This is a genomic window from Streptomyces sp. NPDC001732 (assembly GCF_053596315.1).
In genome coordinates, this window is the sequence record NZ_JBSFFY010000064.1 from 1 (window position 1) to 22,426 (window position 22,426).

The 22,426-nt window shown below is 71.5% G+C and carries 21 protein-coding genes and 1 pseudogene; 14 read left to right on the forward strand and 8 right to left on the reverse strand.

The window, feature by feature from the left end; translation table 11 throughout:
* Positions 1–924: pseudogene (locus ACWCXX_RS33970) on the forward strand (DUF2637 domain-containing protein); the annotation flags it as partial.
* Positions 925–1,075: 151 nt separating this feature from the next.
* Here the strand turns inward: ACWCXX_RS33970 and lysS are convergent.
* Positions 1,076–2,839 (reverse strand): lysine--tRNA ligase, encoded by a 1,764-nt coding sequence (gene lysS, locus ACWCXX_RS33975; protein WP_451134052.1) that lies wholly within the window; start codon positions 2,837–2,839, stop codon positions 1,076–1,078.
* Between the two features lie 125 nt (positions 2,840–2,964).
* Here lysS and argS point away from each other — a divergent pair, with 125 nt between their 5' ends.
* A complete protein-coding gene (argS, locus tag ACWCXX_RS33980; RefSeq protein WP_451134110.1) occupies positions 2,965–4,731 on the forward strand; it encodes an arginine--tRNA ligase in 1,767 nt (588 codons plus the stop codon).
* 132 nt (positions 4,732–4,863) lie between these two features.
* Here the strand turns inward: argS and ACWCXX_RS33985 are convergent, their stop codons facing one another.
* Complete coding sequence (locus ACWCXX_RS33985) at positions 4,864–6,225, reverse strand: helix-turn-helix domain-containing protein (protein ID WP_451134054.1); 1,362 nt, start codon at positions 6,223–6,225, stop codon at positions 4,864–4,866.
* Between the two features lie 300 nt (positions 6,226–6,525).
* On the opposite strand from ACWCXX_RS33985, the gene ACWCXX_RS33990 reads away from it, so the two are divergent.
* From ACWCXX_RS33990 to ACWCXX_RS34035, 10 genes are all read left to right on the forward strand, one after another.
* Complete coding sequence (locus tag ACWCXX_RS33990) at positions 6,526–7,299, forward strand: DUF4232 domain-containing protein (RefSeq protein ID WP_451134056.1); 774 nt, start codon at positions 6,526–6,528, stop codon at positions 7,297–7,299.
* Positions 7,300–7,387: 88 nt separating this feature from the next.
* Positions 7,388–8,125 (forward strand): hypothetical protein, encoded by a 738-nt coding sequence (locus ACWCXX_RS33995; RefSeq protein ID WP_451134058.1) that lies wholly within the window; start codon positions 7,388–7,390, stop codon positions 8,123–8,125.
* Positions 8,126–8,257: 132 nt separating this feature from the next.
* A complete protein-coding gene (locus tag ACWCXX_RS34000) occupies positions 8,258–8,668 on the forward strand; it encodes a VOC family protein (protein ID WP_451134060.1) in 411 nt (136 codons plus the stop codon).
* A 102-nt stretch (positions 8,669–8,770) separates the two neighbouring features.
* On the forward strand, positions 8,771–9,238 hold the full coding sequence (locus tag ACWCXX_RS34005; protein WP_451134062.1) for a helix-turn-helix transcriptional regulator: 468 nt from the start codon (positions 8,771–8,773) through the stop codon (positions 9,236–9,238).
* Between the two features lie 2 nt (positions 9,239–9,240).
* Positions 9,241–9,867, forward strand: a complete 627-nt coding sequence (locus ACWCXX_RS34010) for a glyoxalase (protein WP_451134064.1) — start codon at positions 9,241–9,243, stop codon at positions 9,865–9,867.
* Positions 9,868–9,927: 60 nt separating this feature from the next.
* Positions 9,928–10,383 (forward strand): pyridoxamine 5'-phosphate oxidase family protein, encoded by a 456-nt coding sequence (locus ACWCXX_RS34015; protein WP_451134066.1) that lies wholly within the window; start codon positions 9,928–9,930, stop codon positions 10,381–10,383.
* 90 nt (positions 10,384–10,473) lie between these two features.
* Positions 10,474–11,277 carry a HEAT repeat domain-containing protein gene (locus ACWCXX_RS34020; RefSeq protein WP_451134068.1) on the forward strand — a complete coding sequence of 268 codons (804 nt, stop codon included), beginning with the start codon at positions 10,474–10,476 and terminating at the stop codon, positions 11,275–11,277.
* 134 nt (positions 11,278–11,411) lie between these two features.
* Positions 11,412–12,197 (forward strand): helix-turn-helix domain-containing protein, encoded by a 786-nt coding sequence (locus tag ACWCXX_RS34025; protein WP_451134070.1) that lies wholly within the window; start codon positions 11,412–11,414, stop codon positions 12,195–12,197.
* Positions 12,194–12,505: a DUF397 domain-containing protein gene (locus ACWCXX_RS34030; RefSeq protein WP_451134072.1), complete on the forward strand. Its 312-nt coding sequence runs from the start codon at positions 12,194–12,196 to the stop codon at positions 12,503–12,505. Before ACWCXX_RS34025 ends, ACWCXX_RS34030 begins: the two co-directional genes overlap by 4 nt.
* Before the next feature lie 25 nt (positions 12,506–12,530).
* Positions 12,531–13,196 carry a maltokinase N-terminal cap-like domain-containing protein gene (locus ACWCXX_RS34035; RefSeq protein ID WP_451134074.1) on the forward strand — a complete coding sequence of 222 codons (666 nt, stop codon included), beginning with the start codon at positions 12,531–12,533 and terminating at the stop codon, positions 13,194–13,196.
* Positions 13,197–13,285: 89 nt separating this feature from the next.
* Here ACWCXX_RS34035 and ACWCXX_RS34040 read toward each other — a convergent pair whose 3' ends face one another.
* Positions 13,286–13,918 carry a GNAT family N-acetyltransferase gene (locus ACWCXX_RS34040; protein WP_451134076.1) on the reverse strand — a complete coding sequence of 211 codons (633 nt, stop codon included), beginning with the start codon at positions 13,916–13,918 and terminating at the stop codon, positions 13,286–13,288.
* A gap of 120 nt (positions 13,919–14,038) precedes the next feature.
* Between ACWCXX_RS34040 and ACWCXX_RS34045 the strand changes: the two genes are divergently transcribed.
* Positions 14,039–14,830, forward strand: a complete 792-nt coding sequence (locus ACWCXX_RS34045) for a DUF4253 domain-containing protein (RefSeq protein ID WP_451134078.1) — start codon at positions 14,039–14,041, stop codon at positions 14,828–14,830.
* A 95-nt stretch (positions 14,831–14,925) separates the two neighbouring features.
* Positions 14,926–15,438, forward strand: coding sequence for a HEAT repeat domain-containing protein (locus tag ACWCXX_RS34050; protein ID WP_451134080.1), 513 nt, complete (start codon positions 14,926–14,928; stop codon positions 15,436–15,438).
* A gap of 11 nt (positions 15,439–15,449) precedes the next feature.
* Here the strand turns inward: ACWCXX_RS34050 and hemB are convergent, their stop codons facing one another.
* The 5 genes from hemB to ACWCXX_RS34075 form a co-directional block, all read right to left on the reverse strand.
* Positions 15,450–16,448, reverse strand: coding sequence for a porphobilinogen synthase (gene hemB / locus ACWCXX_RS34055; RefSeq protein ID WP_451134082.1), 999 nt, complete (start codon positions 16,446–16,448; stop codon positions 15,450–15,452).
* Between the two features lie 799 nt (positions 16,449–17,247).
* The gene (locus ACWCXX_RS34060) at positions 17,248–18,918 is read right to left on the reverse strand and encodes a uroporphyrinogen-III synthase (protein ID WP_451134084.1); all 1,671 of its coding nucleotides are present in this window, start codon (positions 18,916–18,918) and stop codon (positions 17,248–17,250) included.
* On the reverse strand, positions 18,915–19,901 hold the full coding sequence (hemC, locus tag ACWCXX_RS34065) for a hydroxymethylbilane synthase (RefSeq protein WP_451134086.1): 987 nt from the start codon (positions 19,899–19,901) through the stop codon (positions 18,915–18,917). Before hemC ends, ACWCXX_RS34060 begins: the two co-directional genes overlap by 4 nt.
* The gene (locus ACWCXX_RS34070; protein WP_451134088.1) at positions 19,898–21,403 is read right to left on the reverse strand and encodes a glutamyl-tRNA reductase; all 1,506 of its coding nucleotides are present in this window, start codon (positions 21,401–21,403) and stop codon (positions 19,898–19,900) included. The genes hemC and ACWCXX_RS34070 overlap by 4 nt, the downstream gene beginning before the upstream one ends.
* On the reverse strand, positions 21,400–22,167 hold the full coding sequence (locus tag ACWCXX_RS34075) for a redox-sensing transcriptional repressor Rex (protein WP_451134090.1): 768 nt from the start codon (positions 22,165–22,167) through the stop codon (positions 21,400–21,402). Before ACWCXX_RS34075 ends, ACWCXX_RS34070 begins: the two co-directional genes overlap by 4 nt.
* Positions 22,168–22,426 lie beyond the last annotated feature (259 nt).

Consider the following 22,426-nt stretch of genomic DNA (forward strand, 5'->3'; position numbering starts at 1 on the left):
CCGCTGCGCCTGGCGAAGTACGGGGTCCCGCTGGCCGACACCGCCCCGGCCGGCCTCGCCGCCGCGGGCATCGAACCGGCCCTGCTGCCCCCGGCACCGGCCCAGGTCGCGGCGGGCGAGACCCAGCCCGAACTGCCCTCCGCCCCCGACCGGCAGCACGAACAGCACGAGCAACAGCAACAGCACGAGCAGCCGTACGCGCAGCAACAGCAGCACACGCAGCAGTACGAGCAGCCGTACGCCCCCGACCATCCACAACAGCACCCGCAGCAGCAGTATCAGCAGCAACAACTGCAGCAACACCCGCAGCAGGAGAACCCCGGTGCGCAGGGGAACCCCTGGTTCACGGCGTCCCGGGTGTCGAACGAGACGTACGAGGGCACGTACGACCCCGACTACGTCGAGGGTCCGGAGCCCGGCCCGGTCATGGTCCCGTCCGGCCCCGGCGGCCGCACCCGTCCCCTGGGCAACGTGGGCACCATCGGCGCCGGCCCCCGCACCGCGGAACACCGGCCCGACGAGCAGGCCCATCCGGCGCAGGACCACCGCCCGGCACAGAGCCACCCGGCGCAGGAGCCGGTCCAGGAACAGTTCGAGGAGCACTTCGAAGAGCACTTCGAGGAACAGTTCCAGGAGCCGGTCCAGGAGCAGTTCCAGGAGCAGCGCGCCGAGCGGCCCCGGGCGCCCGAGCAGGACGCGGCCGAATGGGCGCAGGAGGACGCCGAGTTCGCCGAGATCGCGTACAAGGAGTTCGCCGCGTTCGTGAACCAGAACAACGACTTCCCGAGCGTCGACGCCCTGGACATACACGTCACGGACGTCCACAACGTCCGGCACCCGCGCAGCGCGGCACTGCTGCGCCGCATGATGCCGGAGTTCAAGAACCGCTACCACGCCGAGCTCGAAGCGGACCACATCGCGTGAGCCGCCGCCCGGCACCGGCGCCCGGCCGCTGAGCACCGCACGACGCAGCACCGGCACCAGCACGACACGGCGAGGGGCCGCCACCCGGATCACCGGGCGGCGGCCCCTCGTACGTACGGCCCCGGCCCCGAGCACGGGACCGGCGCGGGCGTCACGCGCCCAGCAGCCTCCGTACCCGGTCCGCGCCGACGGCCAGCAGCAGCGTGGGCAGCCGCGGACCCGTGTCCCGGCCGACCAGCAGCCGGTACAGCAGCGCGAAGAACGACCGCTGCGCGACCTTCAGCTCGGGCGTCGGCTTGGCGTCCGGCTCCAGGCCCGCCAGGATCTTCGGCACGCCGTAGACGAGCGTGGTGAGCCCGTCCAGCGACCAGTGCGAGTCCAACCCCTCCAGGAGCAGCCGCAGCGACTCGCGGCCCTGCTCGTCCAGCGAGCCGAGCAGCTCCTTGTCCGGCTCGTCGCGCACGATCGTGCGGGCCTCGGCCGGGACCTGGCTGGTGATCCAGTTCTCGGCGCGGTCCAGCCGCGGCCGGGCCTCGTCCAGCGAGGTCAGCGGGTTCTCCGGGTCCAGCTCGCTCAGGATGCGCAGCGTCTGCTCGTCGTGCCCGGCCGTGATGTCGACGACCGAGGCGAGCGTCCGGTACGGCAGCGGGCGCGGCGTGTGCGGCAGCTCGCCGGCCGCCGTGCCGATGGCGCGCGCGTAGGCGGCGGCGTCGGCCGGCAGCACCGAGCCGTCGGCGACCTTGCGCGCCAGCGAGTCCCACTCGTCGTAGAGCCGCTGGATCTCCTGGTCGAAGGCGATCTTGAAGGACTGGTTGGGCTTGCGGCGGGCGTACAGCCAGCGCAGCAGCGGCGCCTCCATGATCTTCAGCGCGTCGGCCGGGGTCGGCACGCCGCCCTTGCTGGAGGACATCTTCGCCATGCCGGAGATGCCGACGAAGGCGTACATCGGGCCGATCGGCTGTACGCCGTCGAAGACCTCGCGGACGATCTGGCCGCCGACGACGAAGGAGGAGCCCGGCGAGGAGTGGTCCACCCCGCTCGGCTCGAAGACCACGCCCTCGTAGGCCCAGCGCATCGGCCAGTCGACCTTCCAGACCAGCTTGCCGCGGTTGAACTCGCTCAGCCGGACGGTCTCGGCGAAGCCGCAGGCCGTGCAGGTGTAGTTCAGCTCGGTGCTGTCGTCGTCGTACGACGTGACGGTCGTGAGGTCCTTCTCGCAGTTGCCGCAGTAGGGCTTGTACGGGAAGTAGCCGGCCGAGCCGCCGCTGCCGTCGTCCTCGCTCGCCGCGCCGGAGCCCGCCTCGGCCTCCAGCTCGGCCTCGTCGACCTTCTTCTGCTGCGGCTTCTTGCCGCCCTTGGCGCCCGCCGCGGCCGGGTCCTTCTTCGTCCGGTACCGGTCGAGGACGGCGTCGATGTCGGCGCGGTGCTTCATCGCGTGCAGGATCTGCTCGCGGTAGGTGCCCGCCGTGTACTGCTCGGTCTGGCTGATGCCGTCGTACTCGACGCCCAGCTCGGCCAGCGAGGCCGTCATGGCGGCCTTGAAGTGCTCGGCCCAGTTCGGGTACGAGGACCCGGCGGGGGCGGGCACCGAGGTCAGCGGCTTGCCGATGTGCTCGGCCCAGGACTCGTCGACCCCGGGGACGCCGTTCGGCACCTTGCGGTACCGGTCGTAGTCGTCCCAGGAGATCAGGTGCCGGACGGTGTACCCCCGGCGGCGGATCTCGTCGGCGACCAGGTGCGGGGTCATGACCTCGCGGAGGTTGCCCAGGTGGATCGGGCCCGACGGGGAGAGGCCGGACGCGACGACGACCGGTTTGCCAGGCGCACGACGCTCCGATTCGGCGATGACATCGTCCGCGAAGCGGGAGACCCAGTCGGCCTCGGTGCTGCTCTGACTCTGAGCCACGGTCTGCACGTCCTTCTCTCTTGTAGGGGCTCCGCCCATTCTCCCAGGTCCCGCCCGGAGCGCGAAAATGGCTTTACCACCCATGGAATACTGGTTGTGATCCCTTGTACTCCTACGGAAACGGCAGCCAGCTCATGGCCTCGGTCAATTCCCTCGCTTCCACGCTCCAGCAGCAGCTCGCGGACGCCCTGACGGCAGCCCTGCCGGACGCCGGCACCGCGGACCCGCTGCTGCGACGAAGCGACCGGGCCGACTTCCAGGCCAACGGCATCCTGGCCCTCGCCAAGAAGCTCAAGGGCAACCCCCGCGAGCTGGCGTCGCAGGTCACGGCCGCGATCCCCGAGGGCGGGCCGATCAAGGAGATCGAGGTCTCCGGCCCCGGCTTCCTCAACATCACGCTCACCGACCGGGCGATCACCGAGACCCTCGCCGCACGCGCCGCGGACGACGAGGACCGGCTCGGCGTCCCGTACAAGGACCTCGCGGGCACGACGGTCATCGACTACGCGCAGCCGAACGTGGCCAAGGAGATGCACGTCGGTCACCTCCGCTCCGCCGTGATCGGCGACGCGATGGTGCAGATCCTGGAGTTCACGGGCGAGACCGTGGTCCGGCGGCACCACATCGGTGACTGGGGCACCCAGTTCGGCATGCTCATCCAGTACCTGATCGAGCACCCGGGCGAGCTGTCCCACGAGGGCGGCGCGGAGGACGGCGAGGCCGCCATGTCCTCGCTGAACCGGCTCTACAAGGCGTCCCGGGCGCTCTTCGACTCCGACGAGGAGTTCAAGGCCCGCTCCCGGGACCGGGTCGTGGCCCTCCAGGCCGGTGACGAGGAGACGCTGGCCCTGTGGCAGCGCTTCGTCGACGAGTCGAAGATCTACTTCTACTCGGTCTTCAACAAGCTCGACATGGACATCCGCGACGCCGACATCGTCGGCGAGTCCGGCTACAACGACATGCTGGAGGAGACCTGCCGCATCCTGGAGGAGTCGGGCGTCGCCGTCCGCTCCGAGGGTGCGCTGTGCGTGTTCTTCGACGACGTGAAGGGCCCGGACGGCAACCCGGTGCCACTGATCGTCAAGAAGTCGAACGGCGGCTACGGCTACGCGGCCACGGACCTCTCCGCGATCCGCGACCGGGTGCAGAACCTCAAGGCGAACAGCCTGGTGTACGTCGTGGACGCGCGGCAGTCCCTGCACTTCAAGATGGTCTTCGAGACCGCCCGCCGGGCCGGCTGGCTGAACGAGGACGTCAAGGCCGTGCAGCTCGCCTTCGGCACCGTGCTCGGCAAGGACGGCAAGCCGTTCAAGACCCGTGAGGGCGAGACCGTCCGGCTGCAGGACCTGCTCGACGAGGCGATCGACCGGGCCTCCGCCGTCGTGCGCGAGAAGGCCAAGGACCTCACCGAGGACGAGATCACCGAGCGCGCCACGCAGGTCGGCATCGGCGCGGTGAAGTACGCGGACCTGTCGACGTCGGCCGCCCGCGACTACAAGTTCGACCTGGACCAGATGGTGTCGCTGACCGGCGACACCAGCGTGTACATCCAGTACGCGCACGCCCGGTCCCGTTCGATCAAGCGCAAGGCGGGCGAGCTGAGCCCCCGGCCCCACCCGGAGCTGGAGCTGGCCCCGGCCGAGCGCGCGCTGGGCCTGCACCTGGACGAGTTCGGCGAGGTCGTGTCCGAGGTGGCCACCGCGTACGAGCCGCACAAGCTGGCCGCGTACCTCTACCAGCTGTCGTCGCTGTTCACGACCTTCTACGACCAGTGCCCGGTCCTGAAGGCCGATGTCCCGGGTGATGTGGCCGAGAACCGCCTCTTCCTCTCGGACCTCACCGCCCGCACCCTGCACCAGGGCATGGCGCTGCTCGGGATCCGGACCCCCGAGCGCCTCTGATCCCCACCGGCCGTCCGTACGCGAACGGCCCGGATCGTCCCGCCCGTACGCGAACGGCCCGGTGCGGCGACCGCAGTCACGCGGTCGCCGCACCGGGCCGTCCCGTTTCCGGTACCGCCCCCGCTTCCCGTACTACTCGATGGGGATCACGGGGGGCTTCCACTGGGCCGAGTCGTACCAGTAGATGTACATCGGCCGGGTCTTGGTGCTGCTGGTGCGGAACGGCTTCCCGTTGTCGTCGATGCGCAGTGTCCCCTTGCGGCCCCCGCTGCTCCACTCCAGCTCCAGGTACCAGCTGACGTCGTGCCCCTCGACGTGCGCGTCCAGGTCGAACACCTCCACATCGGTGGAGGACACCTGGAACGGGAAGTCCTTCGGCGGCACCCGCTCGTCGTTCTTCTGTCCCGCCACCGGGGTGAGCGTCGGCCGGTTGTCGTCGAGGTCGATGTCGAACGTCTGCGGCGTGACCCCGCTCCCGCAGCCCTCCCCCATCGAGTACGCCGACCACGGCAGCGGCGCCTTCCGGGACAGCGTCCGCACATGCATCCCGGTCAGCACGACGGCCTGTCCGGACTTCCCCTGCACGGTGATCTCCAGCTTCATGCTCCCGCCGTCCACCCCGCCCAGCGCCCGTGCCCAGTTGCGGCGTTCCTGCGAGGGGGGCGGCGGGGGAACGTCGTCGGGCGCCTGGTCCAGCACGTAGAACTGGTCGCAGGGGTCGTTCCAGTTGTACGAGCTGATGGTGGCGGTCAACGGCACGCCACCGCTCGCCTCCCCGCCCCCGCCGCGCCCCGGCGAGGCGGTCGGGGCGCCGGGCGCCGCCGGGGAGGACGCGCCCGCCCGGCCCGAGGGGGAGGCGCTGGCCGATTTCTTCGGCCGGTCCGGTGAGGCGGAGGCGGTCCCGCCGTCGGTCAGCTCGGGCTCGTCCGCGTCCTTGGCCTGCACGGAGGGGGCGTTGCTGAACTCGTCGGAGCGGTCGGCGGTCAGTTTGCTCACCACGATCGAGGTGGGCACGGTCAGCGCGACGACGGCGGCAGCGGCGAGCAGCACCCTCGACCGCCGGGAGGCCAGGAACCCCTTCCGGCGCGGCGGTACGGGTTCCGCACCGACGACCGCCGGATCGGGATCGGGATCGGGGACAGACTCGGGATCGGGATCGGGCACAGATGCCGGTTCCGGCGCCGCCTCGGCAGCCGGCCCGGGTGCGGGCACCGGCTGCGCGCCCGGCTCCGTGGCCGCCGGGCGGCGTCGCGCCGCGTCCGCCAGGATCCACCGCCGGTGCAGCTCCACCAGCTCGTCCGGCGCCGCCCCGCACAGCCGCGCCAGCCGTTCCACCGGGGCGTACTCGTTGGGCACGGCATCACCGTTGCAGTACCGGTGCAGCGTGGACGTGCTGACGTGGAGTCTGCCCGCCAGGACCCCATAGCTGCGCCCCGAGCGGTCCTTCAGCTCCTTCAACAGAGCTGCGAACTCCTTGGCTTCCGGCGTCGCCACTGCGGCGTTCCCCCCTCTGGTCCGTCCCAGAACACCGTTCCAGGGACGTGGAATCTGCCCAGGTCACAGTACGCGCAGGCATTCCAGCATCCCCAATGGGCTGTTCGGCGTTGCGGCCGGAATCCGCCGCCCCGCAACCTGTGATCACACCGCAGCGACCACACCGGGACGGCGCAGTGAGAATCCTTTTCCGCATTGACCCGATCGATGCCCTGGCCATCGGCGTGGTGATCGTTTCCACCGCGATCGTTCTGGTCCTGATCCACCGCTGATCACACGCACAGCCTCACCACAGACACCATGCACAGCCTCACCACAGACACCACGGGGAGTACCACCACCATGCGCGCCAACCGCTTCCGCACCTCCGCCCTCGCCGCCACCGCACTCCTGGCCGCCCTCTCGCTCACCGCATGCAGTGACACCGAGGGGGACAACGGCAAGTCCGGCGCGGCGGCCCCTGCGAGCAGCACCGCCTCCCCCGAAACGGGCAAGGACGCCGGGGGGGCCGACACCGCCGAGGACCCGAACCACGACGCCTCCTCCGCCTCCAAGGACAAGGGGTCCGCCGACTCCACCGGCTCCTCCGGCTCCAACGACGGCAAGAAGAGCAACACCGGAAACACTGGCGGAAACAGCAGCAACAGCAGCACCCCCGTCACCTGCACCGGTGACAACACCAAGGTCACCATCAGCAAGGTGAGCCGTCCCATCAACCACCTGCTGCTCACCGCGACCAACACCGGCTCCCGCCCCTGCTACGCGTACAACGCTCCGGCGCTCCGCTTCGACGACGCCCAGTCCGTCTTCCCGGTCCTCCAAAGCAGCACCCCGCAGGCCGTGGTCGCCCTGGAGCCGGGCCAGTCCGCCTACGCCGGCATCGGCCTGTTCGGCGAGTCCGACGGGAAGGACCTGTACGAGGGCACGGACCTCACGGTGTACTTCACCCCCAGGAGCAACTCGGGTTCCACGGGCTCTCCCACCGGGCTGAAGCTCCCCGCCGGCACCCACTGGGGCGACAACGGTTTCGTCACCTACTGGCAGAGCGACATGGCCGTCGCCCTCACCTACTGAGGCGAGGACCGAACGCGCCGCCAACTCGACTTCCCTCACGGCCAGTAGACCGTAAAATCCGGGCATCGGAACCCGAAGAGGAGGCGGCGTGCGCACGAGAACCTGTGGCAGGGCGGCGGCGGCACCACGCATACGCACGGTGGCAGCCGCCGTCGCCGCGACCGCGGCACTGGTCCTGGTCACCGGCTGCGGAAAAGCGACGGGATACCGGGCGTCGGACGCGGACGGGGGGTCGGCCGCTCCCACGTCCTCGCCCACCCCGAGCGTGAACCCGTCGTACGGCGAGCAGTACCTCGCCGAGGGCGAGTGCGCGGCCCCCGAACCGGGAAAGAAGGACGTCTACCGCGAGGTCCCCTGCAAGGACCCCAAGGCCGTCGCGAAGGTCGACACCCGGGCCCTCATCGGCATTTCCGAGCCCTTCTCTGCCACCTCGTGCCCGGATCACTCCGACTTCGCGATCAACGTCCCGGTCAGCCTCGCGCTCCTGGAGAACACACCGGTGTCGGGCGAGGGCTACGCCTGCATGCGGAACCTGAAGGCCCCGCACCCCGGCGACGCGGGCGGGGGCGGCGGCCCGAGGATCGAGGTCGGCGACTGCGTGCACAGCACGGCCAAGGCGGGTGACTCCGTCTGGGAGGTGGCGTGCCGGACCAAGGGGAAGAAGGACGGCGCGACCCACAAGGTCAAGAAGATCATCGAGGACGCCGTCATAGGCGGCTTCGACGACCCGTGCGACGGCACGGCCGACGCGATCTTCACCGAGAACCCGCTCCTCGACTCCAACCCGGTGAAGAACGACCGCGTCCTCTGCGCCGACAAGCTCTGAGGGCCGTCCCGCAGGAGGCCGAACAGGCGGCCCGATCGACCAGAACAGGCAGCCCTGTCGATCGGAACAGGCGACCCGATCGATCAGGATTCAAGAAGCACGGGTCACGGGGCCGTGCCTAGCATGATCGCCATGGACCTCACCATTCACACCAGCTTCCTCCCGCACCTCGACCCGGACGCCTCCCTGGCCTTCTACCGCGACGTCCTCGGCTTCGAGGTCCGCAGTGACGTCGGCCAGGGCAGGATGCGCTGGATCACGGTCGGCCCCGCCGGCCAGCCCGGCACGTCCATCCTCCTGGCCCCGCCGGCCGCCGACCCGGGCATCACCGAGGACGAGCGCCGCACCATCAGCGAGATGATGGCCAAGGGCACCTACGGCTGGATCCTGCTGGCCACCCGGGACCTCGACGGCACCTTCGAGAAGGTGCAGGCCGGTGACACCGAGGTCGTCCAGGAACCGACCGAGCAGCCGTACGGCATCCGCGACTGCGCCTTCCGCGACCCGGCGGGCAACCTGGTCCGCATCCAGGAAGTCCGCTGACCCCTCCGACAGCCGGTGCAACCATGGAGACCGGCCACCGGGACCACGACCGGCCACGGCTCCGCGAAGGTGCTCGCGGAGCCCGATGAAAGGAGTTCTCCCATGTGCCGGCCCTCATGGGGAGACGCCCGCGCCGAGGCGCAGCGTCTGAACGACCTCGCACTCCTGCGCCGCGTCCGCGACCGGATCGACCGGGAGTACGCGCAACCGCTGAACGTCGAGGCGCTCGCCCGCGGCGTGAACATGTCCGCCGGGCACCTCAGCCGCCAATTCCGGCTCGCCTACGGCGAGTCGCCGTACTCGTACCTGATGACGCGCCGCATCGAGCGCGCGGCGGCACTGCTGCGGCGCGGTGACCTCAGCGTCACCGAGGTCTGCTTCGAGGTCGGCTGCTCGTCACTGGGCACCTTCAGCACCCGCTTCACCGAACTCGTCGGGATGCCGCCCAGCACCTACCGGCGCCGCGCCCTGGACGGTGCGGCGGGGATGCCGCCGTGCGTGTCCAAGCAGGTGACGAGACCGGTCAGGAATCAAGAAGCACCGGTCATCGAGGGGCACATAGCGTCATGACCATGAACTTCATCGAATCCGTGACCCTCGACGTGGCCGACACCGAGGCCGCCTCCCGCTTCTGCTCCAGCGCCTTCGGTCTGGACACGCAGATACGTCTGCGCGCCTCGCAGGAGCCCACCACCGGCTTCCGCGGTTTCACGATGGCGCTCACGGTCTCCCAGCCGTCCACCGTCGACAGCCTCGTCGCCACCGCCCTCGAAGCCGGCGCCACGGCGCTGAAGCCCGTCACGAAGTCGATCTGGGGCTACGGCGGTGTCGTGCAGGCCCCGGACGGAACGATCTGGAAGGTCGCGACCTCGGCGAAGAAGAACACCGGCCCCGCCACCCGGGAGATCGACGAGATCGTGCTCCTGCTGGGAGTCGCGGACGTGGCCGCGAGCAAGCGGTTCTACGTCGAGCGGGGCCTCACCGTGGCGAAGAGCTTCGGCCGCGTGTACACCGAGTTCGCCGCCGGGGAGAGCCCCGTCAAGCTGGCGCTGTACCGGCGCCGCGCCCTCGCCAAGGACGTCGGCGTCTCCCCCGACGGCACCGGATCGCACCGCGTCGCGCTCGTCGGCGGCACCGAGTCCTTCACCGACCCCGACGGTTTCGTCTGGGAGGCCGCGGTCCCGGCCCCCACGATGTGACCGCACCGCCACCGCCCGCACGACACGATCCGCCCGCACGAGACGATCCGGAGGAACTCGATGACGGACGCACCCCCGCGTGGACTTGAGGAGAGACTGCGGGACACGCGCGCACGGCTGGAGAACGACATCGACCTCTGGGTCTCGACGTCGGGTTCCGCGGGCGGCGTCCACCTCGTGCCCCTCTCGTTCCTCTGGACCGGGACCGCGTTCCTCGTCTCGACGCCCCGTGCCTCGGTCACCGGCCGCAACCTTCTGGCGGACGGCCGGGTACGGCTCGGCCTCGGCCCGACCCGCGACGTCGTCGTGGTCGACGGCACCGCCGAGCCGGTGGACCTCGCCGACCTCGCCCCGGGCACGGGCGACGCGTTCGAGACCAAGACCGGTTTCGACCCGCGCGCGATCGACGAGCCCTACCAGTACTTCCTGATCCGGCCGCGACGCATCCAGGCCTGGCGCGAGGCGAACGAACTCCGGGGACGCACCCTCATGCGCGACGGCCACTGGCTCGGCTGACCCCGCCCGACGCCGACGCCGGAGCGCGGCACCGCGAAGCCGGAAAAACCTGCCTGCACGACCGGAGGGAAGGGCCATAGCATCGCCCGCATGGCGATGTTCGTGCACCTGACCCCCTCGGCGAACGCGGCGCGCGTGCGCCGTTCCGGCATACGGGCCGACAGCCACGGCCGCGCGCCGTCGCTGCCCCGGGGCATCTACTGCTTCCCCGTGCTCCCCTCGTACACCCTCACCCACCAGTGGCTGCGCGAACTGGCCAGGCGCGGCGGCCCGCGCGGGCTCGTCGCCGTGCACGTCCGACTGCCGGACGACGAACCCGTCACCCTGGGCCGCTACCACCGCGAACCCCTGACCACCACGGCCGCCGACGCCGTGCGCCGGGTCGCCACCATGCCCGACCCGCGCGGGTGGGAGGTGTTCCTCCCCCGGGCGGTCACCAAGCGCGAGGTGCACCGCATCCGCCCCGTCAGCCAGGTCACCGGCTGGCGGTACTTCCCCGACTCGAACGGCAAGGCACCCTGCACCTGCTTCGGCTGCCGGGTGCGCGGCGAGTACGGGTCGCAGCGCCTGCGGCAGCGTCGGCCCCACCCGCTCGACGGCCCCGCCCCCGCGAGCGCGGTTCTCCTCCGGCAGATCGCCGCGGCGGGCACCCCCGGCGACCCCGAACAGCTCCTCCAGACCCTCCACTTGTTCGGCCTGCGCCGACGCGGACCGGCCGACCGACTGGCCCACCTCGCGGACCATCCGGACCCGGAGGTGCGCAGGGCCCTCGCATGGGCCATCGGGAAATGGCCGTCCCGAGGCGTCCCGGAACTCCTCGACCGCCTCTCCCGGGACCCCGACGCGGGGGTCCGGGACGCCGTCGAATGGATCCTGACCGAGTGTCGGCCCTGACCGCCCCGACCGCCGTACCCCATGCCCGCCCGTACAGATTTTTTGTACGGGCCGTACGCGCGTGACGCGGGCGCGCGCGTGGAAGTTCGCCCGGTATGCAACCCGGAAAGCGGAAGCGCAGGAACGCGTCGGCAATGAAGCTCGTGGGAAAACTGGTCGCCGTCTTCCGCAGGGCGGCCGGCCTGACACAGGCTCAACTCGCCTCCATGGCAGGACACCAGGTGGAGACGATCGCCTCCATCGAGCAGGGCAGACGGGCGCTGCTGCCCGGCCTGGCCGCCACGCTGGACGAACTCCTGGACACCAAGGGCGCGTTGGCGGAGGCGGTGGAGCACCTGCCGGAGGTCGATCTGATCCCGGTATGGGCGGAGGAGTACCTGGAACTGGAGCTGGAGGCGCTGGCGCTGTCCTGGTACGACAACCAGGTCATGCCGGGCCTGCTCCAGACGGAGCGCTACGCACAGGCGGTGTTCCGCAACCGGGTCCCGGCTTTCAGCGAGGAAGAGGTGGCGATCCAGACGAGGATCCGCCTGAAGCGCCAGGAGATCCTGCGCCGCCCCTCGCCCCCGACCATCAGCTTCGTCGTCTGGGAGCCGGTTCTGGGGCTCCAACTCACCGACGACGAAGGGCATGTTGAGCAGTTGAAGCACCTGCGGGCCTGCGCCGAACTCCCCGGCATCTGCCTCCAGGTCCTGCCCCTGAACCACCGGACCCACGCGGGCCTCAACGGCCCCTTCACCCTGCTGGAGACCCCGGACTTTCAGCGCGTGGCCTATTCCGAGTCCCAGCGCGGCAGTCTGCTGGTCTCCGACCCCGACGGGATCAGCATCCTCGCCCAGAAATATGCAATGCTGCGAGCCCAGGCCCTCACCCCCGAAGCCACGATGGGCCTGCTGGACCGTCTGCTGGGAGAGCAATGAGCAACGTACTTGAGTGGTTCAAGTCCAGCTACAGCAGCGACGAAGGCGGCGCCTGCCTCGAAGTCGCCTACGAATGGCGCAAGTCGAGCTACAGCGGCGACGAGGGCGGGCAGTGCCTGGAGGTCGGCTACGACTGGCAGAAGTCGAGCCGCAGCGGCGACGAGGGCGGCGCCTGCGTCGAGGTCGCCGCGCACACCGCCGCCGTCCACATCCGCGACTCCAAGAACCCCGACGGCCCCACCCTCACCGTCGCCCCCACCACCTGGACGGCCTTCGCCGGATTCGCCGCCGACCGGCGCACCGTCTGAGTCCACCGGAGGGACACCGACCGTCATGGCAGTCATCCACCGCACCACCCTGACGCCCACCAAGCTGGAGCTCCTCGACACCTGGCTGCCCGCACAGCCCTGGTACCGCGGCACGCCGGGGCAGCGGCCCGAGCTGGCCAGGACCGGCGGGTTCCGGCTGGACGACCCGGAGGGCGAGGTCGGGATCGAGTTCATGGCGGTCACCGACAGCTCGGGGTCCGAACCGGTCACGTACCAGGTGCCGTTCACCTACCGCAGCGCACCGCTCCCGGGCGCCGACGAGGCGCTCATCGGCACGTCCGAGCACGGGGTGCTGGGCCACCGCTGGGTGTACGACGGAACGCGCGACCCGGTCCTCGTCGCCCAGCTGTTCGCGCTGCTCGTCGGCGGGGCCGAGCCGCAGATGCAGAGCATGAGCGACACCCCCGACCCCTCCGTCACCGCCCGGTTCGCCGGGTCGGGCGTCAAGGCGGAGCTCTCGTCCACGACCGCCACCGACGACCCGAACGGCACGGACGTCCTGGTCACGACGGCATCCGACGGACGCCGGCTGACCCTTCGTATCAACCGGGTTCTCCGGCCCGGCCAGGAGACCGACGCCGAGGCGCTCGGCGACGTCACCGCGAACGCGCCGCTGCCGGACGGCACCACGGCGCGCACCGCGTTCGTCGTCGTCCACGCCCAGCCGTGACCGGGGCCGTGGTGCCCGGCCGTTCACGGCCGGGCACCACGCTCAACGGCTGAACCGCCGACGGCCACCCCCGTACGTACCGCCTCGTCTCAGGCGCCGTCCGCCGTCCGGGGCGCGCGCCGCATGGCCCACAGCACCGGTCCGCCGCCCGGCAGTCGGGCCTCCCCGAGCACGGTGAAGCCGAAGTGCTCGTAGATGGGGAGGTTGGACTCCTTGGAGGACTCCAGATAGACGGGCATGCCCGCCGCGTCGGCCTTGGCCAGCCCCGAACGCAGCAGGGCGGACCCGTGGCCCTGGCCCCGGGCGGCCGGGTCGGCGCCGACCACCGCCAGGTACCAGTGGGGTTCCTTCGGCCCGTGCTCGGCGGCCAGCCCGACGGCCTCACGGAACAGCGGGGCCCGGTCGCCGAGGATCTCCTCCAGCTCCTGAACGGTCTCCGCGTCGGGAACGGCCTTCTCCTGCCCCTCCGGCGACACCCAGAAGGCGGCGCCCGCGTCGGTGCGCTCGCACACCCCGTGCCGGCCGTACTGCCGGGTGAAGATCGTGGCGAAGTAACGGGCCATGCCCTCCGCGCGGGAGGACTCGTCGGGGAAGAACCAACGCATCATCGGGTCGTCGTCGAAGGCGCGCGCCAGAATGCCGCTGATCTGCTCGGCGTCCTCGGCCGTCGCCGCCTTCGGAATGTTCGTCTTCGGGGTGTTCGTCATCGACATACGGGTCATTCTGCATCGCTGTCGATCTACGTCGGACAGCGGGTTCCCGCCCCCGTCCACGGCCGGACGACCGATGGGTGCCCCCGGCCCGGCGGCCGGTTGTCAGTGGGCCCCCGTACGCTCACCGACATGGCGACGCTTCCGAACCCGCTCCCGTCCCTGGCCGCGTCGGGACTCCAACTCCCGCCCGGCGCACTGGTGGACACCACGATCGACGGCACCTGGCACGAGCCGCTGCTCTGGTGCGCCGACGAACCCGCGGCCCACGGGACGTGGCGCGCGCTGCGCACGGCCGGGCGGACGGTCGGACTGCTTCCCGTACTGATCGACGGCGGGCGGCGCGACCAGTGGCCCGCCGACTGGGACCTGATACCGGACAGCACGTCGTACCCCGGCGACCACGACGCCGAAGAAGTCCTCGCCGGGTACTGGAACGACAACGCACCCGAGGAAATCGACGCCGCCGAGGGCGACTGGCCGGGCCTGGCCCCCGTCCCCGCCGCCGAGGGGCCGGACGCCCCCGACGACCTGGCGGCCGCGATCGCCGAGGAGTGCGTCGGCCCGGACGGCTGGTTCCCCGGCTCACGGGCGGCGCTCGTCCCGGCCCGGCGCAGCGCGGACATACCGGCGACCATCGGCTGGTCGGGCCCGGTCAACTTCGAGAACGACACGGCCCGGCTCTGCGCCGTGCTCCGCTCCTGGGAGGACCGCTTCGGCATACGGGTCGTGGTGCTGGGCTTCGACACCCTGACCCTCTCGGTCTCCCGCCCGCCCACCACCCTCGCGGAGGCACGCGCCGTCGCCGCCGAGCACTACGCGTTCTGCCCGGACAACATCGACCAGAACGCGCCGTACGACCTGGCCGTCTACGCGGAGAAGGCGGTGCTCGGCCAGGAGACCTGGTCGTTCTGGTGGGACTGACGGCTCTGATCCACCGGCTCTGAGCAACCGCCGAGCAACCAGCCCTGAGCAACCGGCCCCGGCCTGGCCGCCCGGCCTGAACGGAAAACACCGCCATGAAGCGAACGACCGACGAACTCACCCGCCTGGTCGAGGAGTTTCGCGCCCTGCCCACCACCAGCGACCGCAGGCGCGAACTCGTCGCGGAACTGGACGGCGACCCCGGGGCGGTGCCCTTCCTCATCACGGTCGTCGCCGACGCCCAGGAGTACGACCTCGCCCGCATCGAGGCCGCCACGATCCTGCGCCTGTGGCCCCCGACCGACCCCGCCGCCCACCACTCGGCCGGCCGGGCCCTGCTGACCGCCCTGGCCGACCCGGAGGAGGACCTCGTCCGCCAGTACGCGGCCCAGGCCCTCGGCCCCTACGCCGACGACCCGGCGGTCCACGAGGCCCTGACCGCCGCCGTACACACGGACGACGACCCCCTCGTACGCGACAGCGCCCTCGGCGCCGTCGAGGAGGCCGGGCCGAGCGGCGCCCGCGCCGACCTCCTGCGTGCCCTCGCCCGGGACCCCTACCTCGGCCGGGCGGCGACCCGCGTCCTCACGAAGTGGGACCGCGGGTAGAACGACAGCCCTCAGCCGCGCGCCAGCCGCTGCGCGACCTCCGTCGCCCAGTACGTCAGGATCATCTGCGCGCCCGCGCGCCGGATCCCCGTCAGGCTCTCCATGATCGCCGCGTCCCGGTCGATCCAGCCCTTCTCGGCGGCGGCCTCGATCATCGCGTACTCGCCACTGATCTGGTACGCCGCGACCGGCACGTGCACCGACTCGGCGACCTTCGCGAGGATGTCGAGGTACGGCCCGGCCGGCTTGACCATGACCATGTCGGCGCCCTCCTCCAGGTCGAGCGCCAGCTCGCGCAGGGACTCACGGGCGTTCGCCGGGTCCTGCTGGTACGTCTTGCGGTCGCCCTTGAGCGCGGAGCCGACGGCCTCGCGGAACGGGCCGTAGAACGCCGAGGAGTACTTGACCGCGTACGCGAGGATCGAGACGTCCTCGTGCCCGGTCTGGTCCAGCGCGTCACGGGCGACGCCGACCTGGCCGTCCATCATGCCGCTGGAACCCACCACATGGGCGCCCGCGTCGGCCTGGACCTGGGCCATCTCCGCGTACCGCTCCAGTGTCGCGTCGTTGTCGACCCGGCCGTCCTCGGTCAGCACACCGCAGTGCCCGTGGTCGGTGTACTCGTCCAGGCACAGGTCCGACATGACGACGAGATCGTCGCCGACCTCCTCGCGCACCGCCCGCAGCGCCACCTGGAGAATGCCGTCCGGGTCGGTGCCCGCCGTGCCCCGGGCGTCCTTCTTCTCGTCCGCGGGAACACCGAAGAGCATGATCCCGGAGACCCCCGCCGCCACCGCCTCGACGGCGGCCTTCCGCAGGGTGTCCAGGGTGTGCTGCTGCACCCCGGGCATCGCCGAGATGGCGACGGGCGCGTCGATGCCCTCGCGCACGAACGCGGGCAGGATCAGATTCGCCGCATCGAGCCGTGTCTCGGCGACCATGCGCCGCATCGCCGGGGTCGTCCGCAGCCGCCGGGGGCGGGAGCCGGGGAAGTTTCCGTACACAGTCATGCTTCGAGACTAGACCCGTACACATCCCCGTCTTGCCGACACCTGTGCCGGAAAAACCCCGCCCTCCGGGGGCGCGGACCCGGCCGGGCCCAACGGGGGCCGCGCCCCGTAGAGTTGCGGCGCAGCGATGCACCGGACCGCCCCGAAAGGACACGACGGCCGGGAAGCCGGGGGGCGAGGCATGAGCGACGGGAACGGCACCACCCCCACACGACGCGCCCGGATCACCCGCGGCGCCGTACCCGCATTCACCGTGGCGGCGCTCACCGCGGTCTGCATCGCAGCCGATCTGCCCTGGTGGCTGGCGGCGACGGCGAACGCTCCGACAGCGGGACTCATGGGCTGGGCGGTCTGGGCCAACCGCGGGGAAGCCGTCCGTGACGCCGCCCTGGAGCCGGGGGAAAACGTGCTCGGCGCCTATCGGGTCCGGCCCCCGTACACCGACGGGAGCCCGCGGTACCAGCTGCGCCTCACCACGCACGGGGTGCAGATGTGGGAACGCACCACCCTGCTCTGGAAGCACCCCTGGCGGGAACTGCAGTTGATCACCGACGGCCCGCGGCTGCGCGTCCACCACCAGGGGAAGGAAGTCGGAACGCTGCTGCTGGAACCGCCGGGCACGACCCAGGAGGTCCTGTTGGCCGCCCGACGCCGCCACGCTGCTGACGTACGGAACCCGCCCGCGCCACGCCCCCGCGCCGACCGGCGTACGGACCCGCCCGCGCAGGATCTGCCGGACACGGCCGAGGGGCCCGGCCGCCGAAGCGACCGGGCCCCTCGCGCACCTCGACCGGGCGGGTCAGGTCGTCGTACGACGACGCCGCGCCCCCGGACGCCGCTCGCTCGGCCGCGTCACCGGGTCACCGGCCTCCTTCGCCGCGTCCCGGCGCCGCGCGCCGAACTCGGCCAGCGCCTCGGCCAGCTTGTGCACCGACGGCTCCGGCGAGAGGACGTCGACGCGCAGTCCGTGCTCCTCGGCGGTCTTCGCCGTCGCCGGGCCGATGCACGCGATGACCGTCACGTTGTGCGGCTTGCCCGCGATGCCGACCAGGTTCCGCACGGTGGACGACGAGGTGAACAGCACCGCGTCGAAACCGCCGCCCTTGATCGCCTCGCGCGTCTCGGCCGGCGGCGGCGAGGCGCGGACCGTGCGGTACGCGGTGACGTCGTCGACCTCCCAGCCCAGCTCGATCAGCCCGGCCACCAGCGTCTCGGTGGCGATGTCGGCACGCGGCAGGAACACCCGGTCGATCGGGTCGAAGACCGGGTCGTACGGCGGCCAGTCCTCCAGCAGACCGGCGGCGGACTGCTCACCGGACGGCACCAGGTCCGGCTTCACACCGAAGTCGACCAGCGCGGCGGCGGTCTGCTCGCCGACCGCCGCGACCTTGATCCCGGCGAAGGCACGGGCGTCGAGCCCGTACTCCTCGAACTTCTCCCGGACCGCCTTCACGGCATTGACGCTGGTGAAGGCGATCCACTCGTAGCGCCCCGTGACCAGGCCCTTGACCGCACGCTCCATCTGCTGGGGCGTACGGGGCGGCTCGACGGCGATCGTCGGGACCTCGTGCGGCACGGCACCGTAGGAACGGAGCTGGTCGGAGAGGGACGCCGCCTGCTCCTTCGTACGCGGGACGAGCACCTTCCAGCCGAACAGCTGCTTGGACTCGAACCACGCGAGCTGGTCGCGCTGGGCGGCGGAGCTGCGCTCACCGACCACGGCTATGACGGGCTGGTGCCCGTCCGGCGACGGAAGGACCTTCGCCTGCTTCAGGACCTGGGCGATCGTCCCGAGGGTCGCCGTCCAGGTGCGCTGCCGGGTCGTCGTGCCCGCCACCGTCACCGTCAGTGGGGTGTCGGGCTTGCGGCCCGCCGCGACCAGCTCCCCGGCAGCCGCGGCCACCGAGTCGAGGGTCGTCGAGACCACGGCCGTCGCATCGCTCGCACCGACCTCGGTCCAGCAGCGGTCGGAGGCGGTACGGGCGTCCACGAACCGGACGTCCGCGCCCTGCTCGTCCCGCAGCGGCACACCGGCGTACGCGGGCACGCCCACGGCGCTCGCGACGCCCGGCACCACCTCGAAGGGGATACCGGCCGCGGCACAGGCGAGCATCTCGGCACCGGCGTTCCCGTCCAGCCCGGGGTCGCCCAGCACCGCACGGACGACCCGCCTGCCGCCCTTCGCTGCCTCCATGACAAGATTGGCCGCATCCCTGAGAACGGGGACCCCGGCGGCTGCTGACTGTGCGTCAACAACCGTCGGCTCAGGGGTGCTCACGCCTGCCCGCGCATGGCAGCGAACAACGCCGAGAACGTCCGGCTCGGCGACAAGGACGTCCGCGCTCGCAAGCGCCTCGACGGCGCGCAGCGTCAGCAGCCCCGGGTCGCCGGGACCGGCGCCGAGGAAAGTGACGTGCCCTTGGGCGGACAGGGCCGGAAAGTCGGTTGTGGCGGGGCCGGTGGGGCTCAAAGTGCTCGCTCCCCCATAAGACCGGCCGCCCCCTTGGCGAGCATCTCGGTCGCGAGCTCGCGACCGAGCGCCGCCGCGTCGTCCTGCGACGTGGGAACGGGACCGGTGGTGGACAGCTGCACCAGCGAGGAACCGTCGGGGGACCCGACGACACCGCGCAGGCGCAGTTCGTTGACAGCCTGTCCGTCGACCAGGAGGTCGGCCAGCGCACCTACGGGTGCGGAACAACCGGCCTCCAGGGCGGCGAGCAGGGCACGCTCGGCGGTCACGGCGATCCGTGTGTACGGGTCGTCGAGCTCGGCGAGCGCTGCGGCGAGGTCGGCGCTGGACGCAGCGCACTCGATCGCCAGTGCTCCCTGGCCGGGAGCGGGCAGGACGGTGTCGAGCGACAGGAAGTCGGTCGCCTCACCGCTCCGGCCGAGGCGGCTGAGCCCGGCCGCGGCGAGGACCACCGCGTCCAGCTCACCGCTCCGGACGAATCCGATACGCGTATCGACGTTCCCCCGGATCGGCACGGTCTCGATGTCGAGGCCGTGGTTGCGGGCGTACGCGTTGAGCTGCGCCATGCGGCGCGGCGAACCGGTGCCGATGCGGGCCCCGGACGGCAGCTGCTCGAAGGTCAGCCCGTCCCGCGCCACCAGCACGTCGCGCGGGTCCTCGCGCACCGGCACCGCGGCCAGCACGAGGCCCTCGGGCTGGGCGGTCGGCAGGTCCTTGAGCGAGTGGACCGCGAAGTCCACCTCGCCGCGCAGCAGCGCGTCGCGCAGCGCCGCGACGAACACACCGGTGCCACCGATCTGCGCGAGGTGCTCCCGGGAGATGTCGCCGTACGTGGTGACCTCGACGAGCTCGACGGCCCGCCCGGTCACCTCGCTGACCGCTTCGGCGACCATGCCGGACTGAGCCATGGCGAGCTTGCTGCGCCGGGTGCCCAGCCTCAGCGGCTTGTCGGCCCCCGCGACCGGGGATGAGTTGTCGGTCATGACCGCCCTCGATTCGGGTCGTTCAGGTCTGCCCGGGAGACGGCTGCGACCGTCTGCGGGTCGAGGTCGAAGAGTTCCCGCAGCGCGTCGGCGTACCCGGCGCCGCCGGGCTCGCTGGCGAGCTGCTTGACCCGCACGGTGGGCGCGTGCAGGAGTTTGTCGACGACGCGGCGCACGGTCTGCGTGATCTCCGCGCGTTGCTTCTCGTCGAGGTCGGGGAGGCGCCCGTCGAGCCGCGCGATCTCGCCCGCGACCACTCCGGCGGCCATCGTGCGCAGCGCGACGACGGTCGGGGTGATGTGGGCGGCGCGCTGGGCGGCGCCGAAGGCGGCCACCTCGTCGGAGACGATGGTGCGCACCTGGTCCACGTCGGCGGCCATCGGGGCGTCCGCCGAGGCCTCCGCGAGGGATTCGATGTCGACGAGGCGCACCCCGTCGAGCCGGGCGGTCGCGCCGTCGATGTCGCGCGGCATGGCGAGGTCGAGCAGCGCGAGGCGTACGGGGCCGGCGCCCTGGGCGGGCACGGTGGCCCGACGGACGGCCTGGCGCACCGTGCCGGAGTCGCCGTTCTCCACCCAGGCGGCATGCCGGTCGACGTCGGCGGGGGCGGGGGCCGGTACGGGCGCCGGTACGGCGGCGGGCGTCTCGTCGAGGTCCTCGACGGCCAGGCCGAGCGCCCCGGCGACGGCCTCCGCGGTCAACACGAGACCGGTCGCGCCGGTGCACGAGACGACGACGTCGGCACGTGTCAGTTCCTCGAAGACCTCGGCCATCTCCACGGCGCGGGCGGTCACGCCCGTGCCGCCGGACTGGAGCAGGATCTCGACGAGCCGGTCGGCGCGGGCCCGGGTGCGGTTGGCGACGACGATCTCGGCGACGCCGGTGCGGGCCAGGGTGGCGGCGGCCAGCGAGGACATCGAGCCCGCGCCGATCACCAGGGCGCGCTTGCCCCGGGCCCAGTCGGCGACGTCCGCACCGGCCGCGAGCTGTTCGAGGCCGAAGGTGACCAGCGACTGCCCGGCCCGGTCGATCCCGGTCTCGCTGTGGGCCCGCTTGCCGACCCGCAGCGCCTGCTGGAACAGGTCGTTCAGCAGCCGGCCCGCGGTGTGCAGCTCCTGCCCCAGCGCCAGCGCGTCCTTGATCTGGCCGAGGATCTGGCCCTCGCCGACGACCATCGAGTCCAGCCCGCACGCCACCGAGAAGAGGTGGTGGACGGCCCGGTCCTCGTAGTGCACATAGAGATACGGAGTGAGCTCGTCCAGGCCGACCCCGCTGTGCTGGGCGAGCAGCGTGGACAGCTCGGCGACGCCCGCGTGGAACTTGTCCACGTCGGCGTACAGCTCGATGCGGTTGCAGGTGGCCAGGACGGTGGCCTCGACCGCGGGCTCCGCGGCGAGGGCGTCCTGGAGCAGCTTGGCCCGGGTGTCGGCGGCCAGCGAGGCCCGCTCCAGCACGGAGACCGGGGCGCTGCGGTGGCTCAGTCCTACGACGAGAAGACTCATGCCGGCATCACGGCGGGCATGTCCCCGTCAGGTCCCTTGCGGTCTCCGACGACCGGGCGCACCGGCGGCGCGGCCGGGTCCTGGACGCTGCCGTCGGTGTCGTCGCCGGCCTTGCGCTGCTCGTGGAAGGCGAGGATCTGGAGTTCGATCGAGAGGTCGACCTTGCGCACGTCGACGCCGTCGGGCACGGAGAGCACCGTCGGCGCGAAGTTGAGGATGGAGGTGACGCCCGCGGCGACGAGCCGGTCGCAGACCTGCTGCGCGGCACCGGCCGGGGTCGAGATGACGCCGATCGAGACGCCGTTGTCGCGGACGATCCGCTCCAGCTCGTCGGCGTGCTGGACGGGGATGCCCGCGACGGGCGTCCCGGCCATCGCGGGGTCGGCGTCTATCAGCGCGGCGACCCGGAAGCCGCGGGAGGCGAAACCGCCGTAGTTGGCGAGCGCGGCGCCGAGGTTTCCGATGCCGACGATGACGACCGGCCAGTCCTGGGTGAGCCCGAGTTCACGGGAGATCTGGTACACGAGATACTCGACGTCGTAGCCGACACCGCGCGTCCCGTACGAACCCAGGTAGCTGAAGTCCTTGCGCAGCTTCGCGGAGTTGACCCCCGCCGCCGCGGCGAGTTCCTCGGACGAGACCGTGGGTACCGAGCGCTCGGAGAGCGCGGTCAACGCGCGCAGATACAGCGGAAGCCGGGCGACGGTGGCCTCGGGAATTCCTCGGCTACGGGTCGCCGGTCGGTGAGTTCGGCCAGTTGCCACGGTGCTCCTGCGGGATGAGCGGGGCTGCAGGCGGCCGTAGTTCCCAAGACCGCCCCGTCGAATGCAGGCTATGTCTTTGTGAACACGTGCACAAAGATAGTGTCCGTTTTGTCCGGTCAAAGTGACCGGGGTCACGCACATCCGACGCGCGACCCCGGAACCAATGATCGCATCAGCCCGTTGCGGGCCCGAAGGGGGCAAAGCGGCACACACTCCTCACAACCACTCCCCCGAGAGCACTCAAAACGCCCACGATGGT

Excerpts from the sequence above, each read along its gene's own strand:
- ACWCXX_RS34040 (WP_451134076.1), bottom strand. The coding sequence starts at position 13,918 with ATGACCCGTATGTCGATGACGAACACCCCGAAGACGAACATTCCGAAG.
- ACWCXX_RS34005 (WP_451134062.1), top strand. The coding sequence starts at position 8,771 with ATGTGCCGGCCCTCATGGGGAGACGCCCGCGCCGAGGCGCAGCGTCTG.
- ACWCXX_RS34035 (WP_451134074.1), top strand. The coding sequence starts at position 12,531 with ATGGCAGTCATCCACCGCACCACCCTGACGCCCACCAAGCTGGAGCTC.
- ACWCXX_RS34020 (WP_451134068.1), top strand. The coding sequence starts at position 10,474 with ATGGCGATGTTCGTGCACCTGACCCCCTCGGCGAACGCGGCGCGCGTG.
- ACWCXX_RS34070 (WP_451134088.1), bottom strand. The coding sequence starts at position 21,403 with ATGAGTCTTCTCGTCGTAGGACTGAGCCACCGCAGCGCCCCGGTCTCC.
- ACWCXX_RS34030 (WP_451134072.1), top strand. The coding sequence starts at position 12,194 with ATGAGCAACGTACTTGAGTGGTTCAAGTCCAGCTACAGCAGCGACGAA.
- ACWCXX_RS34000 (WP_451134060.1), top strand. The coding sequence starts at position 8,258 with ATGGACCTCACCATTCACACCAGCTTCCTCCCGCACCTCGACCCGGAC.
- ACWCXX_RS34045 (WP_451134078.1), top strand. The coding sequence starts at position 14,039 with ATGGCGACGCTTCCGAACCCGCTCCCGTCCCTGGCCGCGTCGGGACTC.
- ACWCXX_RS34010 (WP_451134064.1), top strand. The coding sequence starts at position 9,241 with ATGAACTTCATCGAATCCGTGACCCTCGACGTGGCCGACACCGAGGCC.
- hemB (WP_451134082.1), bottom strand. The coding sequence starts at position 16,448 with ATGACTGTGTACGGAAACTTCCCCGGCTCCCGCCCCCGGCGGCTGCGG.
- ACWCXX_RS33990 (WP_451134056.1), top strand. The coding sequence starts at position 6,526 with ATGCACAGCCTCACCACAGACACCACGGGGAGTACCACCACCATGCGC.
- argS (WP_451134110.1), top strand. The coding sequence starts at position 2,965 with ATGGCCTCGGTCAATTCCCTCGCTTCCACGCTCCAGCAGCAGCTCGCG.
- ACWCXX_RS34050 (WP_451134080.1), top strand. The coding sequence starts at position 14,926 with ATGAAGCGAACGACCGACGAACTCACCCGCCTGGTCGAGGAGTTTCGC.
- ACWCXX_RS34025 (WP_451134070.1), top strand. The coding sequence starts at position 11,412 with ATGAAGCTCGTGGGAAAACTGGTCGCCGTCTTCCGCAGGGCGGCCGGC.
- hemC (WP_451134086.1), bottom strand. The coding sequence starts at position 19,901 with ATGACCGACAACTCATCCCCGGTCGCGGGGGCCGACAAGCCGCTGAGG.
- ACWCXX_RS34015 (WP_451134066.1), top strand. The coding sequence starts at position 9,928 with ATGACGGACGCACCCCCGCGTGGACTTGAGGAGAGACTGCGGGACACG.